We start from the raw sequence: 20,236 nt of genomic DNA on the forward strand, positions 1-20,236 counted from the left end.
AGCCCGTTTATCCACAATTGCATCCTGATTAGAGTCTTTCAACCTTCAGACCTGCGGGAATGCCCCATGAACACGACAACCGAACCTGTGCCCGCCCATGGCCGATACTCCATCCTGGCCGCGATTTGCCTGGCGGCCCTGGTATTGCCCATGAGCTTCACCGGCGGCGCCGTCGCCACGCCTTTTATCGGCCAGGCATTTGCCGCCCAGCCAAGCCAGCTGGCGTGGATCACCAATGCGTTCATGCTGAGCTTCGGCAGCCTGTTGATGGCCGCCGGCACCCTCGCTGATCTGTATGGGAGAAAGCGTCTGTTCTTGTGGGGCATGGCGCTGTTTACCCTGGTTTCCTTACTGCTGGCAGTGGCACCGGGGATTTTCTGGCTGGATGTGTTGCGTGGTGTGCAGGGCGTCGCGGCGGCTACCGCGTTGGCCAGTGGCTGTGCGGCGCTGGCCCAGGAGTTTGACGGCCATGCTCGCACCCGCGCCTTCAGCTTGCTCGGTACAACGTTTGGTGCAGGCCTGGCGTTTGGGCCATTGCTGTCGGGGGTGCTGATCGAACACTGGGGCTGGCGCTCGATTTTTCTCGGCACCGCGCTATTGGCCGGTATTTCGCTGCTGTTTGCCGCGCCCAAAATGCGCGAAAGCCGCGACCCGCAAGCGCTGCGGCTGGACACCCCGGGCGTGCTGACGTTCTCGGCCATGCTGGTGGCCCTGACCACGGCGGTGATCCTCGCCCCGGAGCACGGCTGGTCATCGCCGCTGGTTGATGCCCTGCTGATCGCAGCGGCAGTGTTTTTGCTGGTGTTTATCCTCGTCGAAAACCGCTCCAGCCAACCAATGCTGGAGCTGCGGCTGTTTCGCTTCCCGCGTTTTATTGGCGTGCAGCTCCTGCCGATCGGCACCTGTTACTGCTACATCGTGCTGATCGTGTTGCTGCCCCTGCGGTTTATCGGCGTGGAAGGCGCCAGCGCGCTGGGCGCGGGTTTGATGATGCTGGCGCTGTCGGCACCGATGCTGGTGGTGCCGATGATCGCCGCAGCGCTGACGCGCTGGCTGTCGGCCGGTGTGTTGTGTGCCATTGGCTTGCTGATCGCAGCGGCGGGCCTGTGGGGATTAAGCCTGGCCGACCAGCCTGGGCAGACCGTGGCCGCGATGCTGGTGATCGGGGTCGGCACCGGGCTGCCGTGGGGCTTGATGGATGGCTTGGCGATCAGCGTGGTCCCCAAAGAGCGCGCGGGAATGGCGGCGGGGATTTTCAATACCACCCGCGTGGCCAGTGAAGGGGTGGCGCTGGCGATCACCATGGCTGTGCTGGGGGCACTGGTGGCGTACCACCTGAAGGGGCGCGCAGGGGCCGACGTTTCAGTGATTGCCCAAGGCCTGGTCATGGGCAACGTGCAACTGGCCTCGGCCGCCCTTCCGCTGGAAGCACTGCGCAGCGCCTACATCGCGGGGTTCAACACCTTGCTGCAACTGCTCGCGGGATTCACCGTGCTGACGGCGTTGGTGGGCCTGGCCTTCATGGGGCGAACCGGCATTGCCCCCGTACAAACCGAACCGGGCATTCAATCGTTGAGCTGAATCCCAGGCACAAAAAAAGCCCGCTCAATGAGCGGGCTTTCCGTGGTACCTGGCGTTCAGCGTTCCAGGTGACCTTAATATGGCGCAGCGGACGGGACTCGAACCCGCGACCCCCGGCGTGACAGGCCGGTATTCTAACCGACTGAACTACCGCTGCGCGTAACACTGAGAAGCGAATGGTGGGTGATGACGGGATCGAACCGCCGACATTCTGCTTGTAAGGCAGACGCTCTCCCAGCTGAGCTAATCACCCTTCACTTTCGGTGTGGGGCGCATTCTATAGCAATTTTTCGTAATGTCATGATTTAAATGCAATTTATTCAAAATATTTTGCCTTAGCCCCTGCGAACCCCGCAAAACCGGCGTTTTGGGCGCAAACGCGAGTCTATTGCGTTTGCACAAGCCTTGGCCCCACAATTAACAATTATTCTCAATAACACCTGAGTCGCGCCTTATGTCTGTAGGTGAACCGCCGTTCCAACGGGAGATTACCGAGCTGTACAGCGCGCATCACGGCTGGCTGTTCACTTGGCTGCGCCGAAAACTGGGCTGTACCCACAATGCTGCCGACGTGGCGCAGGACACTTTCGCGCGGATTCTGCACGCACGGGAGTCGGTGACCGGCATCCGCGAACCCCGCGCCTATTTGAGCACCACCGCCAGGCGGCTGATCATCGACCAGGCCCGGCGCAAGCAGATTGAGCACGCCTACCTTCAGGAATTGATGCTGACGGTAGAAACCCTGGAAGGTTTTCATTCGCCGGAACAGATCCACACCACCCTGGAAGCCCTTGAGCACATCGCTTTCATTCTTGAAGGCATGCACGCCAATGTGCGTCAGGCGTTTGTGCTGTATTACCTCGAAGACCTGACCCAGCAGCAAATCGCCCGCCAACTGAAATTGTCGGAACGTACGGTACGCAAGTATTTGATCCAGGCCCTGCTGCATTGCAGCCACAGCGTGGACATCTGAGTCGCCCATGCCCGACGCCCGCCAACAGATCGACGAACAGGCCGCCGAATGGATGATTCGCCTGCACGAAGGCGAATTGACCGAGGCCCAGCGGCAGGCGTTCGAGCGCTGGAAGCAGCAGGGACCGCAGCACGCGGCCTCAGCGGCGCGCATGGAAGATGTGATTGCGCGGATGCAGGCCCTGCGCGGGCAAAAAGTACCGGCGCGGGCGGCCTTGAGTGCAGCCTTTCCTCGGCACGGGAAAGCGCGCAAACGCTACATCCGAGCGCTGGTATTGGCCTGCAGCCTGGCCCTTCCCGCCGCGGCGCTGCTCTACAGCCCTTACCCGCAACAGTGGATGGCCGATGTGCACAACGGCCCCGGCGAATGGAAAACCCTGCGCCTGGCGGACGGCTCCACGCTGACCTTGAACGGCATCAGTGCGGCGAACCTGCATTTCGACAGCCGGCAGCGGCGCATCGAATTGCTGCAAGGTGAGATCCTGGTGGAAGTGGCCCACGATGGCGACCGTCCGTTTGTGGTGCAGACGGCCCAGGGCACCCTGCGTGCGTTGGGCACGCGGTTTGTGGTCAGGCGCGAGGATGACGTCACTGTGCTGAGCATGCTCGAATCCCGCGTTGCCGCCCAAAGCGCGAACGGGCAGCAAACGCTGGAAGTGGACGCAGGCTCGCAGGCGCGACTCAGCAAGGATGCCGTGCGCCTCTCCGGCAGCATCGATACGGCGAGCATCAATGGAGCCTGGCGCCGCCATCAACTGGTGGTGGATAACCGGCCGCTACCTGAAGTGCTGGATGAGATCGCCCGACACCGTTCGGGCCGCTTGCAGTTCGATCGAGCTGCACTGGCCAGTCTCAAGGTCTCGGCGGTACTTCCCCTGGATGACACCGACCGCACCTTGCAGATGCTGGCTCAAACCCTGCCGATCAGGCTGAAAACCTTTACGCCGTGGCTGATGATCGTCAGCCCGGATACCGAGAGCAAAAAATAATTGTTCGCATCGCTTCCGCTTTGTTTCGGGCTACCCGTCAAGGAAGGTATATCGATAACTAAAGGACTGCCATCGCCATGCCCCTCCCTTCCAAACCCCGCAGACGCCTGCTCAGCAGCGCGCCGCTGACCCTCACACTCCTCGCGACGACGTTGCTCAATACCCACCTGGCCCAGGCCGACACGGTAAACGTTGCCGCCCAAGCCTACGACATACCCGCAGGGCCACTGGGCGCCACACTTAACCAGTTTGCCCAGCAAGCGGGCGTGGCCATTGTGTTCCAGTCCCAGAACCTCCAAGGGCTGAATGGGCCAGGGCTGAAAGGCACTTACAGCGTGGACGCAGGGTTCGACAGGTTGTTGCAAGGCAGCGGCTACCGCGTGACCAAAGGTGATCAGGTGTACGCGCTGGAAGCCAACCCCGCGACCACCGACGCTATGGAGCTGGGCCCGACCCAGGTAAGCACCAACCAGTTGGGCAACGTCACTGAAGGCACTGATTCCTACACTCCCGGCAGCATCGCGACTGCGACGCGGCTGGTGTTGACCCCCAAGGAAACCCCGCAATCGGTGACCGTCGTCACCCGCAAGCACATGGATGACTTCGGCCTGAACAACGTCGACGACGTGATGCGCCATACCCCGGGCATTACCGTGTCGGCCTTCGACACCGATCGCACCAACTACTATGCCCGCGGTTTCTCCATCAACAACTTCCAGTACGACGGCATTCCTTCCACCGCGCGCAACGTCGCCTATTCGGCGGGCAATACCCTGAGCGACATGGCGATCTATGATCGGGTCGAAGTGCTTAAAGGCGCCACGGGCCTGCTGACCGGTGCCGGTTCGCTGGGTGCCACGATCAACCTGGTGCGCAAGAAACCTACGGCTGATTTCCAGGGCCATGCCAGCCTCGGCGCGGGCTCCTGGGACAACTACCGCAGCGAGCTGGATGTCAGCGGCCCGATGACCGAAAGCGGCAACGTGCGTGGCCGGGCTGTGGCGGCGTATCAGGATAAGCGCTCGTTCATGGACCGTTACTCGCGCAAAAGCCCGGTGTACTACGGCATCATGGAATTCGACCTGTCCCCCGACACGATGCTGACCGTGGGCGGCGACTATCAGGACAGCCTGCCCACCGCCTCGAGCTGGTCCGGCAGCTTCCCGCTGATCAACGCCAATGGCGACCGCAACAGCGTAAAGCGCTCCTTCAACAACGCCGCGAACTGGAGCAGTTGGGAGCAATACACCCGCACCGCCTTCGCCATGCTCGAGCATGACCTGGGTAATGGCTGGGTCACCAAGTTGCAACTGGACCACAAGATCAACGGCTACCACGCGCTGATGGGCTCGATCCAGGGCGATGAGCCACGGGCAGATGGCACCGCCAAAATCACCTCGGGCAAATACACCGGGGAAACCGTCAGCGATTCCGCCGACCTGTATGCCAGCGGCCCGTTCAGCCTGGGCGGCCGCGAGCATGAACTGGTGGTGGGCGGTTCCATCGGCATTTCGGACTGGAACGGCAAGGGTTACTGGAACCTCACCCCCAACAGGGTGGACTTCAATAACTGGCACGGCCACGCCACCCAACCCGATTGGGGCGCGCCGCAGCAATATACCGACGACACCATTCGCCAGACCGGCGCCTATATGACGACACGCCTGAACCTGGCCGATGACCTGAAGCTGTTGCTCGGTGGCCGCGTGGTCAATTACCACCTGACCGGCAACAACCCGTCCTACCGCGAGACCGGACGCTTCGTACCGTATGTCGGCGTGGTCTACGACCTGAACGACACCTACTCGGTCTACGCCAGCTACACCGATATCTTCATGCCCCAGGAAAACTACAACCGCGACCGGCAAAACCAGTTGCTTGAGCCCGACGAGGGCCAGAACTACGAGCTGGGGCTGAAGGCGGACTTCTTCGACGGGCGCCTGAACGCCAGCGCGGCGTATTTCGAGGTCCATGAAAACAACCGCGCCGTTTCCGACGATGACTACAACAACCTGAAACCGACACCGCAGAACTACGCCTACAAAGGCACCAAGGCCGTCACCAAGGGCTATGAGCTGGAAGTGTCCGGCGAGCTGAGCCCGGGCTGGCAGATTCAGGCCGGCTACACCCACAAGGTGGTGCGTGACGACCAGGACCAGAAGATTTCAACGTTTGAGCCTGAAGACCAGGTCAAGCTGTACACCACTTATAAGCTCAAAGGCGACCTGGACAAGCTGACCGTCGGCGGTGGCGTGCGCTGGCAGAGCGTGGGCTGGCAGGACATCTACAACACTCCCCATCGCGGGTATGAAGAGTTTTCCCAGGAGGCGTACTGGCTGGTGGACGTGATGACCCGCTACCAGATCACCAAGAACGTGTCGGCGACACTGAACGTCAACAACATCTTCGACAAGTCCTACTACACCAACATCGGCTTCTATAACTCCGCCGCTTATGGCGAGCCACGTAACTTCATGGTCACCACCCGCTGGGATTTCTAAACCCCATAAAAAACGCCCCCGATCACGGCACATGATCGGGGGCGTTTTTCAGACTGGTGGTTTTGGCAAACCCCAGGCAGCAAAAAGCCCGCTCAATGAGCGGGCTTTCCGTGGTACCTGGCGTTCAGCGTTCCAGGTGACCTTAATATGGCGCAGCGGACGGGACTCGAACCCGCGACCCCCGGCGTGACAGGCCGGTATTCTAACCGACTGAACTACCGCTGCGCGTAACACATAAAGCGAATGGTGGGTGATGACGGGATCGAACCGCCGACATTCTGCTTGTAAGGCAGACGCTCTCCCAGCTGAGCTAATCACCCTTCACTTTCGGTGTGGCGCGCATTCTACGGAGCGACCCATGGTCTGGCAAGCACTTTCTTAAATAATTTTTTTCAGGCCTTCCAATGGCTTAGCGAGGGTTGGCCTATGACGCCATGAGGAGAATAATGCCCCCCTTTGTATATAAGGAGAGACTCACCCCATGTGGTTCAAAAACCTGCTTATCTATCGCCTGACCCAAGATCTGCCTGTTGATGCCGAGGCGTTGGAAACTGCACTGGCCACCAAACTGGCGCGCCCTTGTGCAAGCCAGGAGTTGACCACTTACGGTTTCGTCGCCCCTTTCGGTAAAGGCGAAGACGCGCCACTGGTACACGTCAGCGGTGATTTCCTGCTGATCGCTGCGCGCAAGGAAGAACGTATCCTGCCGGGCAGCGTGGTGCGTGATGCGGTGAAGGAAAAGGTCGAAGAGATCGAAGCCGAGCAAATGCGCAAGGTCTACAAAAAGGAACGCGACCAGATCAAGGATGAAATCATCCAGGCCTTCCTGCCGCGCGCGTTTATCCGTCGCTCGTCGACCTTCGCCGCCATCGCGCCGAAACAGGGCCTGATCCTGGTGAACTCCGCCAGCCCGAAACGTGCCGAAGACCTGCTGTCCACCCTGCGTGAAGTGATCGGCACCCTGCCGGTACGTCCGCTGACCGTGAAAACCGCGCCAACCGCCATCATGACCGACTGGGTCACCACCCAGAAACCGGCCGACGACTTCTTCGTCCTCGACGAATGCGAACTGCGCGACACCCACGAAGACGGCGGCATCGTGCGCTGCAAGCGCCAGGACCTGACCGGCGAAGAGATCCAACTGCACCTGACCACCGGCAAAGTCGTGACCCAACTGTCCCTGGCCTGGCAGGACAAGCTGTCCTTCATGCTGGACGACAAAATGACCGTCAAGCGCCTGAAGTTCGAAGACCTGCTGCAGGATCAGGCTGAACAGGACGGCGGCGACGAAGCACTGGGCCAGCAGGACGCCAGCTTTACCCTGATGATGCTGACGTTTGGCGACTTCCTGCCGGCGTTGGTGGAAGCACTGGGTGGCGAAGAAACCCCACAAGGCATCTAAGTCTTAACTGGGCACAGTCAATGTGGGAGCTGGCTTGCCTGCGATGCGGGCACCTCGGTTTATCAGTTAAACCCGGGTGATGCTATCGCAGGCAAGCCAGCTCCCACAGTTGATCGGGTCAGCACTTCCAGCATTCTAATAACAAGGACCAACCCCATGCGCGCACTCGCCGCCTTGAGCCGTTTCGTCGGCAATACCTTCGCCTACTGGGTGCTGATTTTTGCCGTGGTTGCGTTCCTGCAACCGGCCTGGTTTATCGGTCTGAAAGGCGCCATCGTGCCGCTGTTGGGCCTGGTGATGTTCGGCATGGGGCTGACCCTCAAACTTGAAGATTTCGCTGAAGTCGCGCGCCACCCGTGGCGCGTGGCATTGGGTGTGGTCGCGCACTTCGTGATCATGCCCGGCGTGGCCTGGCTGCTGTGCCAGGTCTTTCACCTGCCACCGGAAATTGCCGTCGGTGTGATCCTCGTCGGCTGCTGCCCGAGCGGTACGTCCTCCAACGTCATGACCTGGCTGGCCCGGGGCGACCTGGCGCTGTCGGTGGCCATCGCCGCCGTCACCACCCTCCTCGCCCCGCTGCTGACGCCCGCACTGATCTGGCTGCTGGCCTCGGCCTGGTTGCCGGTGTCGTTCATGGAATTGTTCTGGTCGATCCTGCAAGTGGTGCTGCTGCCGATCGTGCTTGGCGTGGTGGCGCAGCGGTTGCTGGGCGCGCGGGTACGGCATGCGGTGGAGGTGTTGCCGCTGGTGTCGGTGGTCAGCATCGTGGCGATCGTCGCCGCCGTGGTGGCGGCCAGCCAGGCGAAGATTGCCGAGTCGGGCCTGCTGATCATGGCCGTGGTGATCCTGCACAACACCTTTGGCTTCCTGCTGGGCTACTTCACCGGCCGTGTGTTCGGCCTGCCGCTGGCGCAACGCAAATCCCTGGCGCTGGAAGTGGGCATGCAGAACTCCGGGTTGGGCGCTGCCCTGGCAAGCGCGCATTTCTCGCCACTGGCGGCGGTGCCCAGCGCGCTGTTCAGCGTCTGGCACAATATTTCCGGGGCGTTGTTGGCGACGTACTTCCGGCGGATGAGCGAAAAGGAAGATCGCGAACTGTTGGCGGGCAAGTCAGAAACTTGATCACCTGATCAATATTCGGCACTCTAGCGGGCTTCGCGGGGACGACCTCGCGACGCTATCGCGCGATCAAATCAGGGGACGACCCCACCTTAATTAGAAGGGAGGTCATCATGTCCTGGATCATTCTGTTTTTTGCCGGACTGTTTGAAGTCGGCTGGGCCGTGGGACTGAAGTACACCGACGGTTTCAGCAAGCCACTGCCCACGGCCCTGACGATTGCCGCCATGGCCATCAGCCTCGGATTGCTGGGGTTGGCCATGAAGGAACTGCCACTGGGTACCGCCTATGCCATCTGGACCGGTGTCGGTGCAGTGGGCACGGTGATTGCCGGGATTATCCTGTTCGGGGAATCCATGGCGCTGTTTCGACTGGCCAGTGTGGCGTTGATTATCTGTGGGCTGATCGGGCTCAAAATCAGCGCTTAGGCACCAGATCGTTCCCACGCTCTGCGTGGGAACGCATCCTGTGACGCTCCGTGTCACGACTCTAAAAGCGGACGCAGAGCGTCCACGGCGGCATTCCCACGCAGAGCGTGGGAACGATCAAAAACCTTTCATAGCAAGCAGTGACAGGGTGGAGCTCATAACCCACCCGTTGCTCAACTCATGCAAAGCTGTTTATTTTCGCCATACGCCGTTATCAGTGATTGTAAACTTCACGTCTGTTACTACCCATTTCTGCGTGAAGCCCGTTCTCGGTAAACTCTGTGGGGTTCATGGCAGTAGGTGGTGTCGACGGATCATTGTCGAAATCAAAAGGCTCGGCATTGGTGGGTAAACCTACAACCTGCAGTTCCCTGTTCTCCTCCCACCGACCGCTGGCCTCGACCAACGTATCGCCTGGCAAGTTGGTTCCAGTCACCCCGTTGTACGCATGCCCCATTTCATGAAACAACGGAATCACAGGTGGTCGCTTTTCATTACCTTCTACAAATGTACGATTGTAGCCAACTGTTGCCTCATCGGCAGGCTTACCTGGCTTGCCATTAACTATGTAGCCATGTTCTGCGTCTGGCTCAGGTCTTATTTGTGCAAAATTTTTGCCAAAAATATAGGTACTATTCGTACCAGGATTTCTCTCATCGACACTAATTGGAGTGGCTGTCTTATCCAATGCCTCAAGCATTTTTTTACCTACCGGCGAACCACGTAAAAATTCCAAGTCATCTTCAAAACGCTGCTTAAACTCTTCCGTCCCTTTCACATTAAAAGCTTTGCTACCACTCTCGCTGGGTACAACCTCCACAAACTTCGACTCCTTAGAGCGCTTGATACGGTCATCTTTCTTTCCATAAACAACATCCTTGTCAGATGTGGAATTTACAGCATCCTGCCCACTGCCGGTATAGATCGCATTCTGGCCGCTGCCACCATTCAATATGTCGTTGTCCTTCCCTCCAACAAGGACGTTACGGCCACTGCCTCCATCCAGCTGATCATCACCAGAACCACCGTCCATGTAACTGCCACCGCTGCCGCCACGTAATTTATCGTTGCCATTACCCCCGTAAATTACGCTGTAGCCTGTACCACCAGTAATAGAGTCATTCCCGTCGTTGCCCTCGGCATACCCTATACCCGCCCCCAACGTAATGGAGTCGTTCCCCTTGCCTCCAAATACCATGGTCCAGCCACCACCAGCCTTGATCGTGTCATTACCGTCTCCGGCATGAATGGTTGTAAGCATATTGACGTCAGGAGCAATAGATATGTCGTCATCACCTCCGCCCGTGTGAATCTCAAGACGCTGCGGCCCCCTACTCTTGGTATCGAAAGGAATGTCGTAGGTCTTGCCATTAATCTCGGCGGTCAATCCTCCATCAGCCGATTTTCTAATATGAACTTTGTCCGCGCTGTCACCCGTCCTAATCGTTAACGCCTGGTCTTTTGGCGGGGAGAAAAAACCACCCCCGCCACCGCGAACACTTAAATCTATCTCGACCCCATCTTCATTGAACGGCATATTCGGGATGATTTTTATCGGAGCAGAAGGCTCGCCCTGTTTATCCTGTAACTTATCGGAGGGTGCTGTAGAAAGAGTGTGTAAAGGCGGTTGTGAAGCAGGAGGGTTACTACTCACTTGCATGTTCATCGAAAATCATCCTTAGCGTTAGATAACTACGATGGCTGCGTGGTAACTAGACGGAAATGGTTCCGCAGGATGAGTGATTTCTTACCCGAAACACCAAACTGTGAGCGTTGTCCCACAGCAAAATTAGTCGTTGCTCAGGCCCTCCTGGGCAGAAGGTCCTGAGCACACGAACATGACTACTTGAGATCGCCCCTCAACGTGCCAACCAGCCCCTGCAGCGCCTCGGGCGTTGCCGCGTCCACGGTCACTGGCGCGCCAGCCACCAGCGTCACCCGTGACCAGATTCGGTGAAAGAGCCCCTTGTTCGGATCACGACTGAAGAAACTTCCCCACAACCCCTGCAACGCCATCGGAATCACCGGCACCGGTGTCTCTTCAAGAATCCGCGTCACACCGCCACGGAACTCGTTCATCTCGCCATCGGAGGTCAATTTGCCTTCCGGAAAGATGCACACCAGCTCGCCGTCTTTCAGGTAGTGCGCAATCCTCTGGAACGCCTTTTCATAGATTTGGATGTCCTCATGCCGCCCGGCAATCGGAATCGCCCCGGCAGTGCGGAAGATAAAGTTCAGCACCGGCAAGTTGTAGATCTTGTAGTACATGACAAAGCGAATCGGCCGACGCACCGAACCGGCAATCAACAGCGCATCGACAAACGACACGTGATTGCACACCAGCAATGCCGCGCCCTCGTCCGGGATCAGCTCGAGGTTTTTATGCTCGACCCGGTACATGGAATGGCTGAGCAGCCAGATCATGAAACGCATGGTGAACTCGGGCACGATCTTGAAGATGTAGGCGTTGACCGCGATGTTCAGCAGCGACACCACCAGGAACAGCTCGGGGATCGACAGCTTGGCCATGCTCAGCAGCAGGATCGACACAATCGCCGAGACCACCATGAACAGCGCGTTGAGGATGTTGTTGGCCGCGATCACCCGCGCCCGCTCGTTCTCGGCGGTACGCGACTGGATCAGTGCGTACAGCGGCACGATATAGAAACCGCCAAATACGCCGAGGCCGAGGATATCGAACAACACCCACCACGCCTGGCCGTAGCTCAGCACCGCGATCCAGTCGTTGGCCTGGACGTTCTGCGGGAAGCCGCCGGAATGCCACCACAGCAGCAGGCCGAACACGGTCAAACCGAACGAGCCGAACGGCACCAGGCCGATCTCGACTTTGCGCCCGGAGAGCTTTTCGCACAGCATCGAACCCAGTGCGATGCCCACCGAGAACACCGTGAGGATCAGCGTTACCACAGTCTCGTCGCCGTACATCCACTCCTTGGCGTACGCCGGGATTTGCGTCAGGTAGATCGCGCCGACAAACCAGAACCACGAGTTGCCGACAATCGAGCGCGATACCGCCGGCGTCTGTCCCAGGCCGAGCTTCAAGGTGGCCCAGGACTGACTGAAGATATTCCAGTTCAGGCGCATCTCGGGGCTGGACGCCGCCGCGCGGGGAATGCTGCGGCTGGCCAGGTAACCCAGCACCGCGATGCCGACGATGGCGGTGGAGACCACCGGCGCGTAATGGGTGGAGGACATCATGATCCCGGCGCCGATGGTGCCAGCCAGGATGGCGAGGAACGTGCCCATCTCCACCAGGCCGTTGCCGCCCACCAGCTCATCTTCGTGCAGGGCCTGGGGCATGATCGAGTACTTCACCGGCCCGAACAGCGCCGAGTGCGTGCCCATGGCGAACAGCGCCAGCAGCATCAGCTCCAGGTGGTTGAACATGAAGCCCACCGCGCCCACCGACATGATCACGATCTCGCCGATCTTGATCACCCGGATCAGCGCGTCCTTGTTGAACTTCTCGCCAAATTGCCCGGCCAGGGCCGAGAACAGGAAGAACGGCAGGATAAACAGCAAGGCGCAGAGGTTGACCCAGATGGAGCGGTCGCCCTCGATGGTCAACTTGTAGAGAATCGCCAGGATCAACGACTGTTTGAAGATATTGTCGTTGAACGCCCCAAGGGACTGGGTAATGAAGAACGGCAGGAAGCGCCGTTTGCGCAGCAAAGTGAATTGCGAGGGGTGGCTCATCGTCCGTGTTCCTGCGTGGCCTGAAGACTGTTATTGGTTTTTCCAGGCCACGACTTTACCTAATCCCGCTTACTTATTCGCTAGTCCTGCAATGCACGGCGAAACAAATAGCTCACCTTTATAGGCACCTTGCACCGTGCGCTTGGCAACGATCAGCCACATCAACGCCAGCGCCGCCACCAGCACACTGCCGACGATGCTGAAAAAGCCAAGGTGCAAGGTGCTCGCCAGTTTCAGCGTGGCCAGCGAGTACACACCCAACGGGAAGGTGAAACCCCACCAGCCAAGGTTGAACGGAATGCCGGCCCGCAGGTAACGCACGGTGATCAGCACCGCGATCAACATCCACCACAAGCCGAAGCCCCACAGGGTGATCCCCGCCACCAGGCCAATGCCGTTGGCCATCTCGCCAACACCGGGCAAGCCATTTGCTGCAAAGATCGCTGGAGCATCACCGCCCAACACCAGCATGCCCAGGGCGCCGGTACCGATAGGGCCGAGGGCCAGCCAGCTCGACGCGGCCATATTGGCGTGGGGCAGTTTATGCAGGGCCATGCGCAGCATCAGGATGGTCAGGATGCTGAACGCCACCGGCAGGGAAAACGCCCACAGCACGTAGCTGGTCACCAGCATCACCAGTTGCGAATGGGCGTCGGCCAGGTGCGGCGCCAGCAGGCCACCACTGGCAGCGGCGACTTCCGCGGCCACCACCGGCAACAGCCACACGGCGGTCATCTGGTCGATACTGTGTTCCTGGCGGGTGAACATCATGAACGGGATCAACACCCCGCAGGCCAAGGCCATCGCCACGTCCAGCCACCACAGCACTTCGGCCAGCTGCACCACGCCATCACCCCAGCGCGGCAGGCCGAACACCAGGAAGCCGTTGATAATAGTCGCCAGGCCCATGGGAATGGTGCCGAAGAACATCGACACCGTGGAATGCCCGAAAATACGCCGCGCCTCGTGGAAAAACATTACCCAGCGCGCCGCGTACAGCACGCTGAACAACACAAACAGGCCGATGGTAAACAGCCAAAGCCCTTCGGCGACGGCATGCAACCCCGGCACGCTGACCGGCAATTGCGCCAGCGCCAACGCCAGCACCCCGGTGCCCATGGTGGCGGCAAACCAGTTGGGGGTGAACTGGCGAATCACTTCCCGGGGACGGGTCAGGTGACTGAAGGGTTTCAAGCTGCTGTGAAGCGTATTCGGGCAAGTCATGGTGTATTCCTCTTCCTCGCATGAGGTTGAGGCCATGGTAGAACCGAATCGAATATCTATATAACGGGTAATATCTCTAACTGTTATCTGTTTTGTAGATATACAGTCAAACGCTGCCTTCGGATTCAATCACCAGGATCCGTGCCGGGCCCTGTGGATGGGCCACATGCTCGGTGCCGACGCTGGCGTAGAAGATGTCACCGACGTGCAGCAAGACGATCTGCTCGGTGCCGTTCTCGCGATAGTGCATCTGCACCTGGCCGTCGAGCACCACGAACACCTCTTCCCCGTCATTCACGTGCCAGCGATACGGCTGGTCGGTCCAGTGCAACCGGGTGGTGATGCCGTTCATGTTCGCGATGTCCAGCGCCTCCCAGGCGCGGCTGCCGGTGAAGTCCTTGCTGCGGATGATCTTCATGTGTGAATCCCAAGGCGTACGGGTGGCGAATTATTACCGAATCAATTACCCGCCGTCGCCCTGCTCCGCGCCAAATCCTGCAATAGCAACGCCACCAGCGCGCCGAGCGCCAATACAATCAGCACCACGCCATAACCGTCGGTGGTGGCGATCAAACCGAAGCTGCGCGTCAAGTTGCCCGCCAACAGCGACGGCACGCAGAACGCCAGGTAACTCAGCACATAGAACGCTGACATCAAACCCGCTCGCTCATGGGGCAAGGCCAACGGTAAAACGCTGCGCAGTGCGCCGAGAAACCCCGAGCCGAAGCCGCCGCCGGCGATCAGCGTGGCAATGAAAAACAGCGGCAGGCTGGCGCTGTGGACGGCCGTGAGGATCAGCGCGACACCCACCGTCAGCAGCACGGCGCCCAACCGCAGGACCTTGTCCGCCGGGCGGTTGCGCAGGCTGAAAATCATCACCGCACCGCTCAGCGTCAACACCGCGACCAGCCCGCCGCCAATCAGGTTCGAGGTGGACCCGGTGGCCGCTCGTACCAGCGAGGGCGCCAGGGACAGGTAAAAGCCGCCCATGGCCCACACCGCTACATCCACCGGCAATGAGATCCACAACGCACGACGCGCCTGGGGTGGCACATGCAAGGTAGGCCACAGCGAGGCCAGCGCGCCAGGCATCCGGCTGACTGTTTCCGGCAGGCGCCAGACGTACAACGCCTGGAGGATCATCAACACGAGCAGGGTCCAGTAAATCAACGTGGTCGGCATCGGCGCGAACTCCACCAGCAGGCTGCAACCCATGGCGCCACAGGCCATGCCCAACAAAGGCGCTACGCTGTTGATCAACGGACCTTGCTGGCGGTCAGTGTCGAGCAGCGCGGCGCCCAACACGGCGGTGGCCATGCCGGTGGCAAAGCCTTGTACCGTGCGGGCGGCAATCAGCCAGCCGACGCTGTCGGCATTGATAAACAGCAGCATCGCCAGCATATCGAGGAGCAGCGCGGCAAAAATCACCGGCTTGCGCCCCAGATGGTCCGACAGAGAACCCACGGTCAGCAGGGCAGCCAGCAGGCTCAAGGCGTAGATGCCGAATACCAGGGTCAGCATTGCTGCCGAAAAATGCAGGCCTTCCTGATAGAGGTGGTACAACGGCGTCGGCGCGCTGGAGGCGGCGAGGAACGTGAGCAAAGTGATCGCGAGGAACACCAGGCTGGAACGATGGGAAGTAACGCTGGACATGGGCACGCTCCGCTAAAGCTAATATTTTGCTTTTGCGGAGTGTGCTACTGGATGGCGCTTAAAGCAAATTCTTTGTGTTAAGGTTTTACGCATGGCGATAAAAGAAGGCCTCCGCCCGGGGGGCCGTAGTGCCCGGGTTCAGGAATCAGTGCATTCGGCGGTGCGTGAATTGCTCGAAGAGCAGGACCGCTCCAGCGTGACCGTGCCGCAGATAGCGACGCGCGCCGGGGTCACGCCTTCGACTATCTACCGCCGTTGGGGTGACCTTGCTGCGCTGCTGGCTGATGTCGCCATGGCTCGGCTGCGACCGGACAGTGAGCCGGCTAACACTGGCAGCCTGCGTGGCGACCTGCGGGCCTGGGGTGAGCAGTATCGCGATGAAATGAGCTCGGATCTTGGCCGGGAGATGATGCGCGATGTGCAATGCAGTCAGGCGCCGGGGTATTGCGTGGGGATTCTCACCGGGCAGTTGGAGACGATCCTGGATCGTTACTCCATTGAAGCGGGAACTGTGCCCAGCGTGGATAGGCTGATTAATCTGATCGTCGCGCCCACTGTGTTTCGTAGTCTGTTTTCTACTGCGCCGTTGCCGGTTGAAGAGCTGCATGAGTTGATTGAGTTGGCTTTGCGGGGGTGAGCGGGGTTTGTGGGTTTGGGTGTATATCCGTTATTTAGGTGATGGCTGATATCGGTTCCGCTCTTACAGCGGCTCACTTTTGAACAGCGCAAAAGTAAGCAAAACGCTCTTGCCCCACCACTCGGCACCTCGCCCAGGCTCGGTGTGCCTAAGATCAAAATCAAGATCAAGATCAAAAGCAAGAGCACAGCGGCCTCCCGGCCGGCTTGAGTGTTGAAGAGCAAAATCAAAAGCCAAAGCGGGCACGGTCAAATGTGGGAGCTGGCTTGCCTGCGATGGCATCAACTGGGTGTGCCTGATGCACCGAGGTGTCTGCATCGCAGGCAAGCCAGCTCCCACAGGAAAAGCAGAGCTGCATCAGCTTCAGCTTTGCTTTCGCTCTGGTCTTTGCTTTTGCTTTTAACACTCAAGCCGGCCGGTAGGCCGCTGTGCTCTTGCTTTTGATTTTGATCTGACTGCCCCAATAAGCCCGAGGCCGAACGCAGGTGGTGCGGAGCGGGTAAACCGGCAGGACGCCGGTTTAGCCGCGCTGGGCCAAGGATGGCCCATCGCGGCGGCCCGCGGAGCATCGCCGGAGTGAGGGAACACCGAGCCCTAGCGAGGTGCCGACAGGCGGGGCAGAGCGCTTTGGTTACTTTGCCGCTTTTGCAAAGTGACCCGCTGTAAGAGCGGAACCCTAAGTAGCCGTTACCTAAATAACGGATATGTACCCCCCCAAAAAAAATCCAAAAAAAACGGCCTCATCTGGAGGCCGTTTCTCATTACATCTAAACGCTTAGGTGCGCATCCCACGCCCACTCACCAGCAACCGCGCACACCCCACATACAACACCACCGTCGCCACCAACATAAACGTGATCGCCACACTGATCTTGATATCCGAAACACCCAAGATCCCATAGCGAAACGCGTTAACCATGTGCAAAACCGGGTTAGCCAACGACACCGTCTGCCAGAACGGCGGCAGCAAGGTGATCGAATAAAACACCCCACCCAGGTACGTCAACGGCGTCAGCACAAAGGTCGGAATAATCGAAATGTCATCAAAGTTGCGCGCAAACACCGCGTTGATGAACCCCAGCAACGAAAAGATCGTCGCCGTCAGCACCACCACCAGCAAGGTGATCCCCAGGTGATGCACCTGTAAATGGGTAAAGAACAACGACAGCAGCGTCACGATCACCCCAACCATCAACCCGCGCAACACACCACCCAGGGTGTAGCCGATCAGAATCGTATGGGGCGACACCGGCGACACCATCAATTCCTCGATGGACCGCTGGAACTTGCTGCCAAAGAAACTCGACACCACGTTGCCGTAGGAGTTGGTGATCACCGACATCATGATCAGCCCCGGCACGATGTACTCCATATAGGTGAAACCACCCATATCACCAATCTGCCGACCGATCAGGTTGCCGAAGATCACGAAGTACAAAACCATGGTGATCGCCGGGGGCAGCAGGGTTTGCGGCCAGATCCGGGTGAAGCGTTTCACTTCGCGGTAGACGATGGTCTGCAGCGCGACAAGGTTGGGTTGCAGTTCCGAACTCATACCGCCACCTTCGCCAGATTTTTCTCCACCAGGGACACGAACAACTCCTCAAGGCGATTGGTTTTGTTACGCAGGCTCAACACTTCGATGTTCTGGGTGGCCAACTGGCCGAACAACGCGGTGATGCCCACGGCTTTATCCACCTGGACTTCCAGGGTGTGGCTGTCCACCAGGCGATTCGGGTAACCGATCAACTGGGGCGCAACCGTCATGTCGTTTTTCAGGTCGAGCAGGAAGGTCTCGACGTGCAACTGGCTCAGCAAGTTACGCATGCTGGTGTTTTCGACGATGGTGCCGTGGTCGATGATGCCGATGTTGCGACACAGCTGCTCAGCCTCTTCCAGGTAGTGGGTGGTGAGGATGATGGTGATGCCTTTCTGGTTCAGCTCTGTGAGGAATGTCCACATCGAGCGACGCAGTTCGATGTCCACGCCCGCCGTCGGTTCGTCGAGGATCAGCAGGCGCGGTTCGTGAACCAGGGCGCGAGCGATCATCAGGCGGCGCTTCATGCCGCCGGACAGGGAGCGCGAAGGCACGTCGCGCTTGTCCCACAACCCCAGTTGGGTGAGGTATTGCTCGGCGCGCTCCTTGGCGATCTTCGGCGGGATGCCGTAGTAGCCGGCCTGGGTCACGACGATGTCGAAGGTCTTTTCAAACTGGTTGAAGTTGAACTCCTGGGGCACCACGCCGATGCTGCGCTTGAGCGCCGCCGGGGATTTGTCCAGGTCGTGGCCAAAGATGTTCACCGTACCAGTGGTCTTGTTGACCAGGGTCGAGAGAATGCCGATGGTGGTGGATTTGCCGGCGCCGTTAGGGCCGAGCAAGGCGAAGAAATCACCTTCGGCGACGTCCAGATCGATACCACTCAGGGCCTGGAAACCGTTGCCGTAGGTTTTGGTTAGCTGCCGGATGGACAGAGCGGAACTCATATCGGATTACGCACCAAAGAAGAGGAATAGAATTGTTACATGAGGGCGGACCGCACGGAATACAACGGCTGCGCGTGACAAGCATGGTGCTTGTCCGCGCCGCACAAGTACAGTCACCCGTATTAATAGTGGGTATCAGGTCAACGCGGTCATGACCGCTTTTTGATAGGCCGGACGCTGGCGCAGGCGCTGGTACCAGGCCTCCAGGTTCGGCATCGACGGGCGTTCGATAGGCATCTCGAACCAGGCATAGATGAAACAGCCCAAGGGAATATCACCCATGCCGATCTCGCGGCCGGACAGGTAAGGTTGCGTCGCCAAGGCCTGATCCACCGTCTGCAATACGTCGATGCAAGCCTGGCGACCGGCGTTGATGGTGTCCCAGTTCTGCTTTTCGGCAGGGGTGCGAAGGACGCCCCAGAACACGGTCCTGAAAGGGTCGGCGAGGGTCGAGGTGGTCCAGTCCATCCACTTTTCGGCGTTGGCGCGGGCTTGCAGGTCGCTTGGGTACCAGTTCGAATCCGGCGCATGCCTGGCGGCCAGGTAACGCACGATGGTGTTGGATTCCCACAGCACAAAGTCGCCATCTTCAATCATCGGCACGCGGCCATTAGGGTTCAGCGCACGGTATTGCGGCGTGTCGACCACACCAAAAGCCCCGCCCGCATCAATTGCCTCATAGTCCAGGCCGAGCTCCTCGGCGCACCACAGTGCTTTCCTGACGTTTGACGAATTTTTACGACCCCAGATTTTCAGCATGACCGCCCCGATTTTGAAAAAGATGGTTGGATGAATGCCGAGGCAGCATACGCCGGATCACGTCCGGCTTAAATCACTCTGCATGTCCCCCAAAAGAATCGGCATCTGCTCGCCAAACAGGTGCGGGTAACATTTCTGAATGTGAGCGAAGAAGAATTCCTCGGGCACCTCGGCAAATTGCCCATGGTCCACCACGTACTCCATGGAACGCTGGCCCTTGCGGTTGAAAGCGTGGAAAACACTGTCGTGAATGCCGTCGAAATCCAGGGGTGGCACGTCGAACAGTTCACACAGTTGCTGGTTGAATGCGGGCGTGGCTTTCACCCAACGGCCATCCAGATACAGCTCGGTGTAGCCGTGCATGGCAAATACGTCACTTCTGAGCAGTTCGATCAAACGGGGCGTCGACAGGTGGTTGCGCACGTCGGCCAGGCCGATGCGTGCCGGAATCCCGCAGTGCCTTGCGCACGCCGCCAATAGCGTCGCCTTGGGTACGCAATAACTCTCGCCGGCCGCCAGGGCGAAGCTGCCGCTGAGGGTTTGCGGGTCGCGGCTGAAGGTGTAGGGGTTGTAGCGCACCGCCTCGCGCACCGCGTAGTAAAGACTGACTGCCTGGTCACGGAGTGCAGCACTCGGACCGCGATGTTTTTCGGCGAACTCCACCACCGCAGGGTGGTCACTATCGATGAAGCGGCCGGGATTCAAGTACGCATTCATGAGGTTAATCTCCGAGGCAAGCCTTGAGTCTAACCACAGGCCTGCACCTGGGA

At 59.2% G+C, this 20,236-nt stretch carries 17 protein-coding genes and 4 tRNA genes; 8 read left to right on the forward strand and 13 right to left on the reverse strand.

Annotated elements, in window-relative coordinates:
• Positions 1-66: 66 nt before the first annotated feature.
• Positions 67-1,581: an MFS transporter gene (locus tag LIY45_RS26805; RefSeq protein ID WP_226478172.1), complete on the forward strand. Its 1,515-nt coding sequence runs from the start codon at positions 67-69 to the stop codon at positions 1,579-1,581.
• 80 nt (positions 1,582-1,661) lie between these two features.
• Here LIY45_RS26805 and LIY45_RS26810 read toward each other — a convergent pair.
• Together LIY45_RS26810 and LIY45_RS26815 are read right to left on the reverse strand one after the other, a co-directional pair.
• Positions 1,662-1,738, reverse strand: a tRNA-Asp gene (locus LIY45_RS26810).
• Between the two features lie 20 nt (positions 1,739-1,758).
• Positions 1,759-1,834 (reverse strand) — tRNA-Val (locus LIY45_RS26815).
• 201 nt (positions 1,835-2,035) lie between these two features.
• Here LIY45_RS26815 and LIY45_RS26820 point away from each other — a divergent pair.
• The 3 genes from LIY45_RS26820 to LIY45_RS26830 all read left to right on the forward strand — a co-directional run bounded on the left by LIY45_RS26820 (position 2,036) and on the right by LIY45_RS26830 (position 6,043).
• Positions 2,036-2,554, forward strand: coding sequence for a sigma-70 family RNA polymerase sigma factor (locus tag LIY45_RS26820; RefSeq protein ID WP_226478173.1), 519 nt, complete (start codon positions 2,036-2,038; stop codon positions 2,552-2,554).
• A gap of 7 nt (positions 2,555-2,561) precedes the next feature.
• The gene (locus tag LIY45_RS26825; protein WP_226478174.1) at positions 2,562-3,542 is read left to right on the forward strand and encodes a FecR family protein; all 981 of its coding nucleotides are present in this window, start codon (positions 2,562-2,564) and stop codon (positions 3,540-3,542) included.
• 77 nt (positions 3,543-3,619) lie between these two features.
• Positions 3,620-6,043, forward strand: coding sequence for a TonB-dependent siderophore receptor (locus LIY45_RS26830; RefSeq protein ID WP_226478175.1), 2,424 nt, complete (start codon positions 3,620-3,622; stop codon positions 6,041-6,043).
• Positions 6,044-6,191: 148 nt separating this feature from the next.
• On the opposite strand, the gene LIY45_RS26835 is transcribed toward LIY45_RS26830, so the two are convergent.
• Together LIY45_RS26835 and LIY45_RS26840 are read right to left on the reverse strand one after the other, a co-directional pair.
• A tRNA-Asp gene (locus tag LIY45_RS26835) sits at positions 6,192-6,268 on the reverse strand.
• 19 nt (positions 6,269-6,287) lie between these two features.
• A tRNA-Val gene (locus LIY45_RS26840) sits at positions 6,288-6,363 on the reverse strand.
• A gap of 161 nt (positions 6,364-6,524) precedes the next feature.
• Here LIY45_RS26840 and rdgC point away from each other — a divergent pair.
• The 3 genes from rdgC (at position 6,525) to sugE (ending at position 8,992) form a co-directional block, all read left to right on the forward strand.
• Positions 6,525-7,445, forward strand: a complete 921-nt coding sequence (rdgC, locus tag LIY45_RS26845) for a recombination-associated protein RdgC (RefSeq protein WP_008430455.1) — start codon at positions 6,525-6,527, stop codon at positions 7,443-7,445.
• 156 nt (positions 7,446-7,601) lie between these two features.
• On the forward strand, positions 7,602-8,567 hold the full coding sequence (locus LIY45_RS26850) for a bile acid:sodium symporter family protein (protein WP_226478176.1): 966 nt from the start codon (positions 7,602-7,604) through the stop codon (positions 8,565-8,567).
• Positions 8,568-8,677: 110 nt separating this feature from the next.
• Positions 8,678-8,992: a quaternary ammonium compound efflux SMR transporter SugE gene (gene sugE, locus LIY45_RS26855; protein WP_010166396.1), complete on the forward strand. Its 315-nt coding sequence runs from the start codon at positions 8,678-8,680 to the stop codon at positions 8,990-8,992.
• 214 nt (positions 8,993-9,206) lie between these two features.
• Here the strand turns inward: sugE and LIY45_RS26860 are convergent, their stop codons facing one another.
• The 5 genes from LIY45_RS26860 to LIY45_RS26880 form a co-directional block, all read right to left on the reverse strand.
• Positions 9,207-10,658: a M91 family zinc metallopeptidase gene (locus tag LIY45_RS26860; RefSeq protein ID WP_226478177.1), complete on the reverse strand. Its 1,452-nt coding sequence runs from the start codon at positions 10,656-10,658 to the stop codon at positions 9,207-9,209.
• 176 nt (positions 10,659-10,834) lie between these two features.
• A complete protein-coding gene (locus LIY45_RS26865) occupies positions 10,835-12,709 on the reverse strand; it encodes an MFS transporter (protein ID WP_226478178.1) in 1,875 nt (624 codons plus the stop codon).
• 69 nt (positions 12,710-12,778) lie between these two features.
• Complete coding sequence (locus LIY45_RS26870) at positions 12,779-13,933, reverse strand: TDT family transporter (RefSeq protein ID WP_076015277.1); 1,155 nt, start codon at positions 13,931-13,933, stop codon at positions 12,779-12,781.
• Positions 13,934-14,039: 106 nt separating this feature from the next.
• Positions 14,040-14,351 (reverse strand): cupin domain-containing protein, encoded by a 312-nt coding sequence (locus LIY45_RS26875; RefSeq protein WP_076015276.1) that lies wholly within the window; start codon positions 14,349-14,351, stop codon positions 14,040-14,042.
• 41 nt (positions 14,352-14,392) lie between these two features.
• A complete protein-coding gene (locus tag LIY45_RS26880) occupies positions 14,393-15,586 on the reverse strand; it encodes an MFS transporter (RefSeq protein ID WP_226478179.1) in 1,194 nt (397 codons plus the stop codon).
• Positions 15,587-15,677: 91 nt separating this feature from the next.
• Here LIY45_RS26880 and LIY45_RS26885 point away from each other — a divergent pair, with 91 nt between their 5' ends.
• Positions 15,678-16,223: a TetR/AcrR family transcriptional regulator gene (locus tag LIY45_RS26885; protein ID WP_226478180.1), complete on the forward strand. Its 546-nt coding sequence runs from the start codon at positions 15,678-15,680 to the stop codon at positions 16,221-16,223.
• 775 nt (positions 16,224-16,998) lie between these two features.
• Here LIY45_RS26885 and LIY45_RS26890 read toward each other — a convergent pair.
• From LIY45_RS26890 to LIY45_RS26905, 4 genes are all read right to left on the reverse strand, one after another.
• On the reverse strand, positions 16,999-17,778 hold the full coding sequence (locus LIY45_RS26890; protein ID WP_003217229.1) for an ABC transporter permease: 780 nt from the start codon (positions 17,776-17,778) through the stop codon (positions 16,999-17,001).
• Positions 17,775-18,707: an ABC transporter ATP-binding protein gene (locus tag LIY45_RS26895; protein ID WP_017480239.1), complete on the reverse strand. Its 933-nt coding sequence runs from the start codon at positions 18,705-18,707 to the stop codon at positions 17,775-17,777. The genes LIY45_RS26890 and LIY45_RS26895 overlap by 4 nt, the downstream gene beginning before the upstream one ends.
• 135 nt (positions 18,708-18,842) lie before the next feature.
• Positions 18,843-19,466, reverse strand: coding sequence for a glutathione S-transferase (locus tag LIY45_RS26900; RefSeq protein WP_226478181.1), 624 nt, complete (start codon positions 19,464-19,466; stop codon positions 18,843-18,845).
• 57 nt (positions 19,467-19,523) lie between these two features.
• Positions 19,524-20,183, reverse strand: a complete 660-nt coding sequence (locus LIY45_RS26905; RefSeq protein WP_226478182.1) for a transglutaminase family protein — start codon at positions 20,181-20,183, stop codon at positions 19,524-19,526.
• Positions 20,184-20,236: the final 53 nt, after the last annotated feature.

Source organism: Pseudomonas sp. MWU16-30323, from assembly GCF_020515595.1.
GTDB lineage: Bacteria > Pseudomonadota > Gammaproteobacteria > Pseudomonadales > Pseudomonadaceae > Aquipseudomonas > Aquipseudomonas yamanorum.

Bases quoted from the DNA above. Each gene is read 5' to 3' on its own strand.
- LIY45_RS26825 (WP_226478174.1), top strand. From the start codon at position 2,562: ATGCCCGACGCCCGCCAACAGATCGACGAACAGGCCGCCGAATGGATG.
- LIY45_RS26865 (WP_226478178.1), bottom strand. From the start codon at position 12,709: ATGAGCCACCCCTCGCAATTCACTTTGCTGCGCAAACGGCGCTTCCTG.
- LIY45_RS26830 (WP_226478175.1), top strand. From the start codon at position 3,620: ATGCCCCTCCCTTCCAAACCCCGCAGACGCCTGCTCAGCAGCGCGCCG.
- LIY45_RS26870 (WP_076015277.1), bottom strand. From the start codon at position 13,933: ATGACTTGCCCGAATACGCTTCACAGCAGCTTGAAACCCTTCAGTCAC.
- LIY45_RS26875 (WP_076015276.1), bottom strand. From the start codon at position 14,351: ATGAAGATCATCCGCAGCAAGGACTTCACCGGCAGCCGCGCCTGGGAG.
- LIY45_RS26860 (WP_226478177.1), bottom strand. From the start codon at position 10,658: ATGAACATGCAAGTGAGTAGTAACCCTCCTGCTTCACAACCGCCTTTA.
- LIY45_RS26895 (WP_017480239.1), bottom strand. From the start codon at position 18,707: ATGAGTTCCGCTCTGTCCATCCGGCAGCTAACCAAAACCTACGGCAAC.
- LIY45_RS26820 (WP_226478173.1), top strand. From the start codon at position 2,036: ATGTCTGTAGGTGAACCGCCGTTCCAACGGGAGATTACCGAGCTGTAC.
- LIY45_RS26805 (WP_226478172.1), top strand. From the start codon at position 67: ATGAACACGACAACCGAACCTGTGCCCGCCCATGGCCGATACTCCATC.
- LIY45_RS26850 (WP_226478176.1), top strand. From the start codon at position 7,602: ATGCGCGCACTCGCCGCCTTGAGCCGTTTCGTCGGCAATACCTTCGCC.
- sugE (WP_010166396.1), top strand. From the start codon at position 8,678: ATGTCCTGGATCATTCTGTTTTTTGCCGGACTGTTTGAAGTCGGCTGG.
- LIY45_RS26890 (WP_003217229.1), bottom strand. From the start codon at position 17,778: ATGAGTTCGGAACTGCAACCCAACCTTGTCGCGCTGCAGACCATCGTC.
- LIY45_RS26885 (WP_226478180.1), top strand. From the start codon at position 15,678: ATGGCGATAAAAGAAGGCCTCCGCCCGGGGGGCCGTAGTGCCCGGGTT.
- LIY45_RS26880 (WP_226478179.1), bottom strand. From the start codon at position 15,586: ATGTCCAGCGTTACTTCCCATCGTTCCAGCCTGGTGTTCCTCGCGATC.
- rdgC (WP_008430455.1), top strand. From the start codon at position 6,525: ATGTGGTTCAAAAACCTGCTTATCTATCGCCTGACCCAAGATCTGCCT.
- LIY45_RS26900 (WP_226478181.1), bottom strand. From the start codon at position 19,466: ATGCTGAAAATCTGGGGTCGTAAAAATTCGTCAAACGTCAGGAAAGCA.
- LIY45_RS26905 (WP_226478182.1), bottom strand. From the start codon at position 20,183: ATGAATGCGTACTTGAATCCCGGCCGCTTCATCGATAGTGACCACCCT.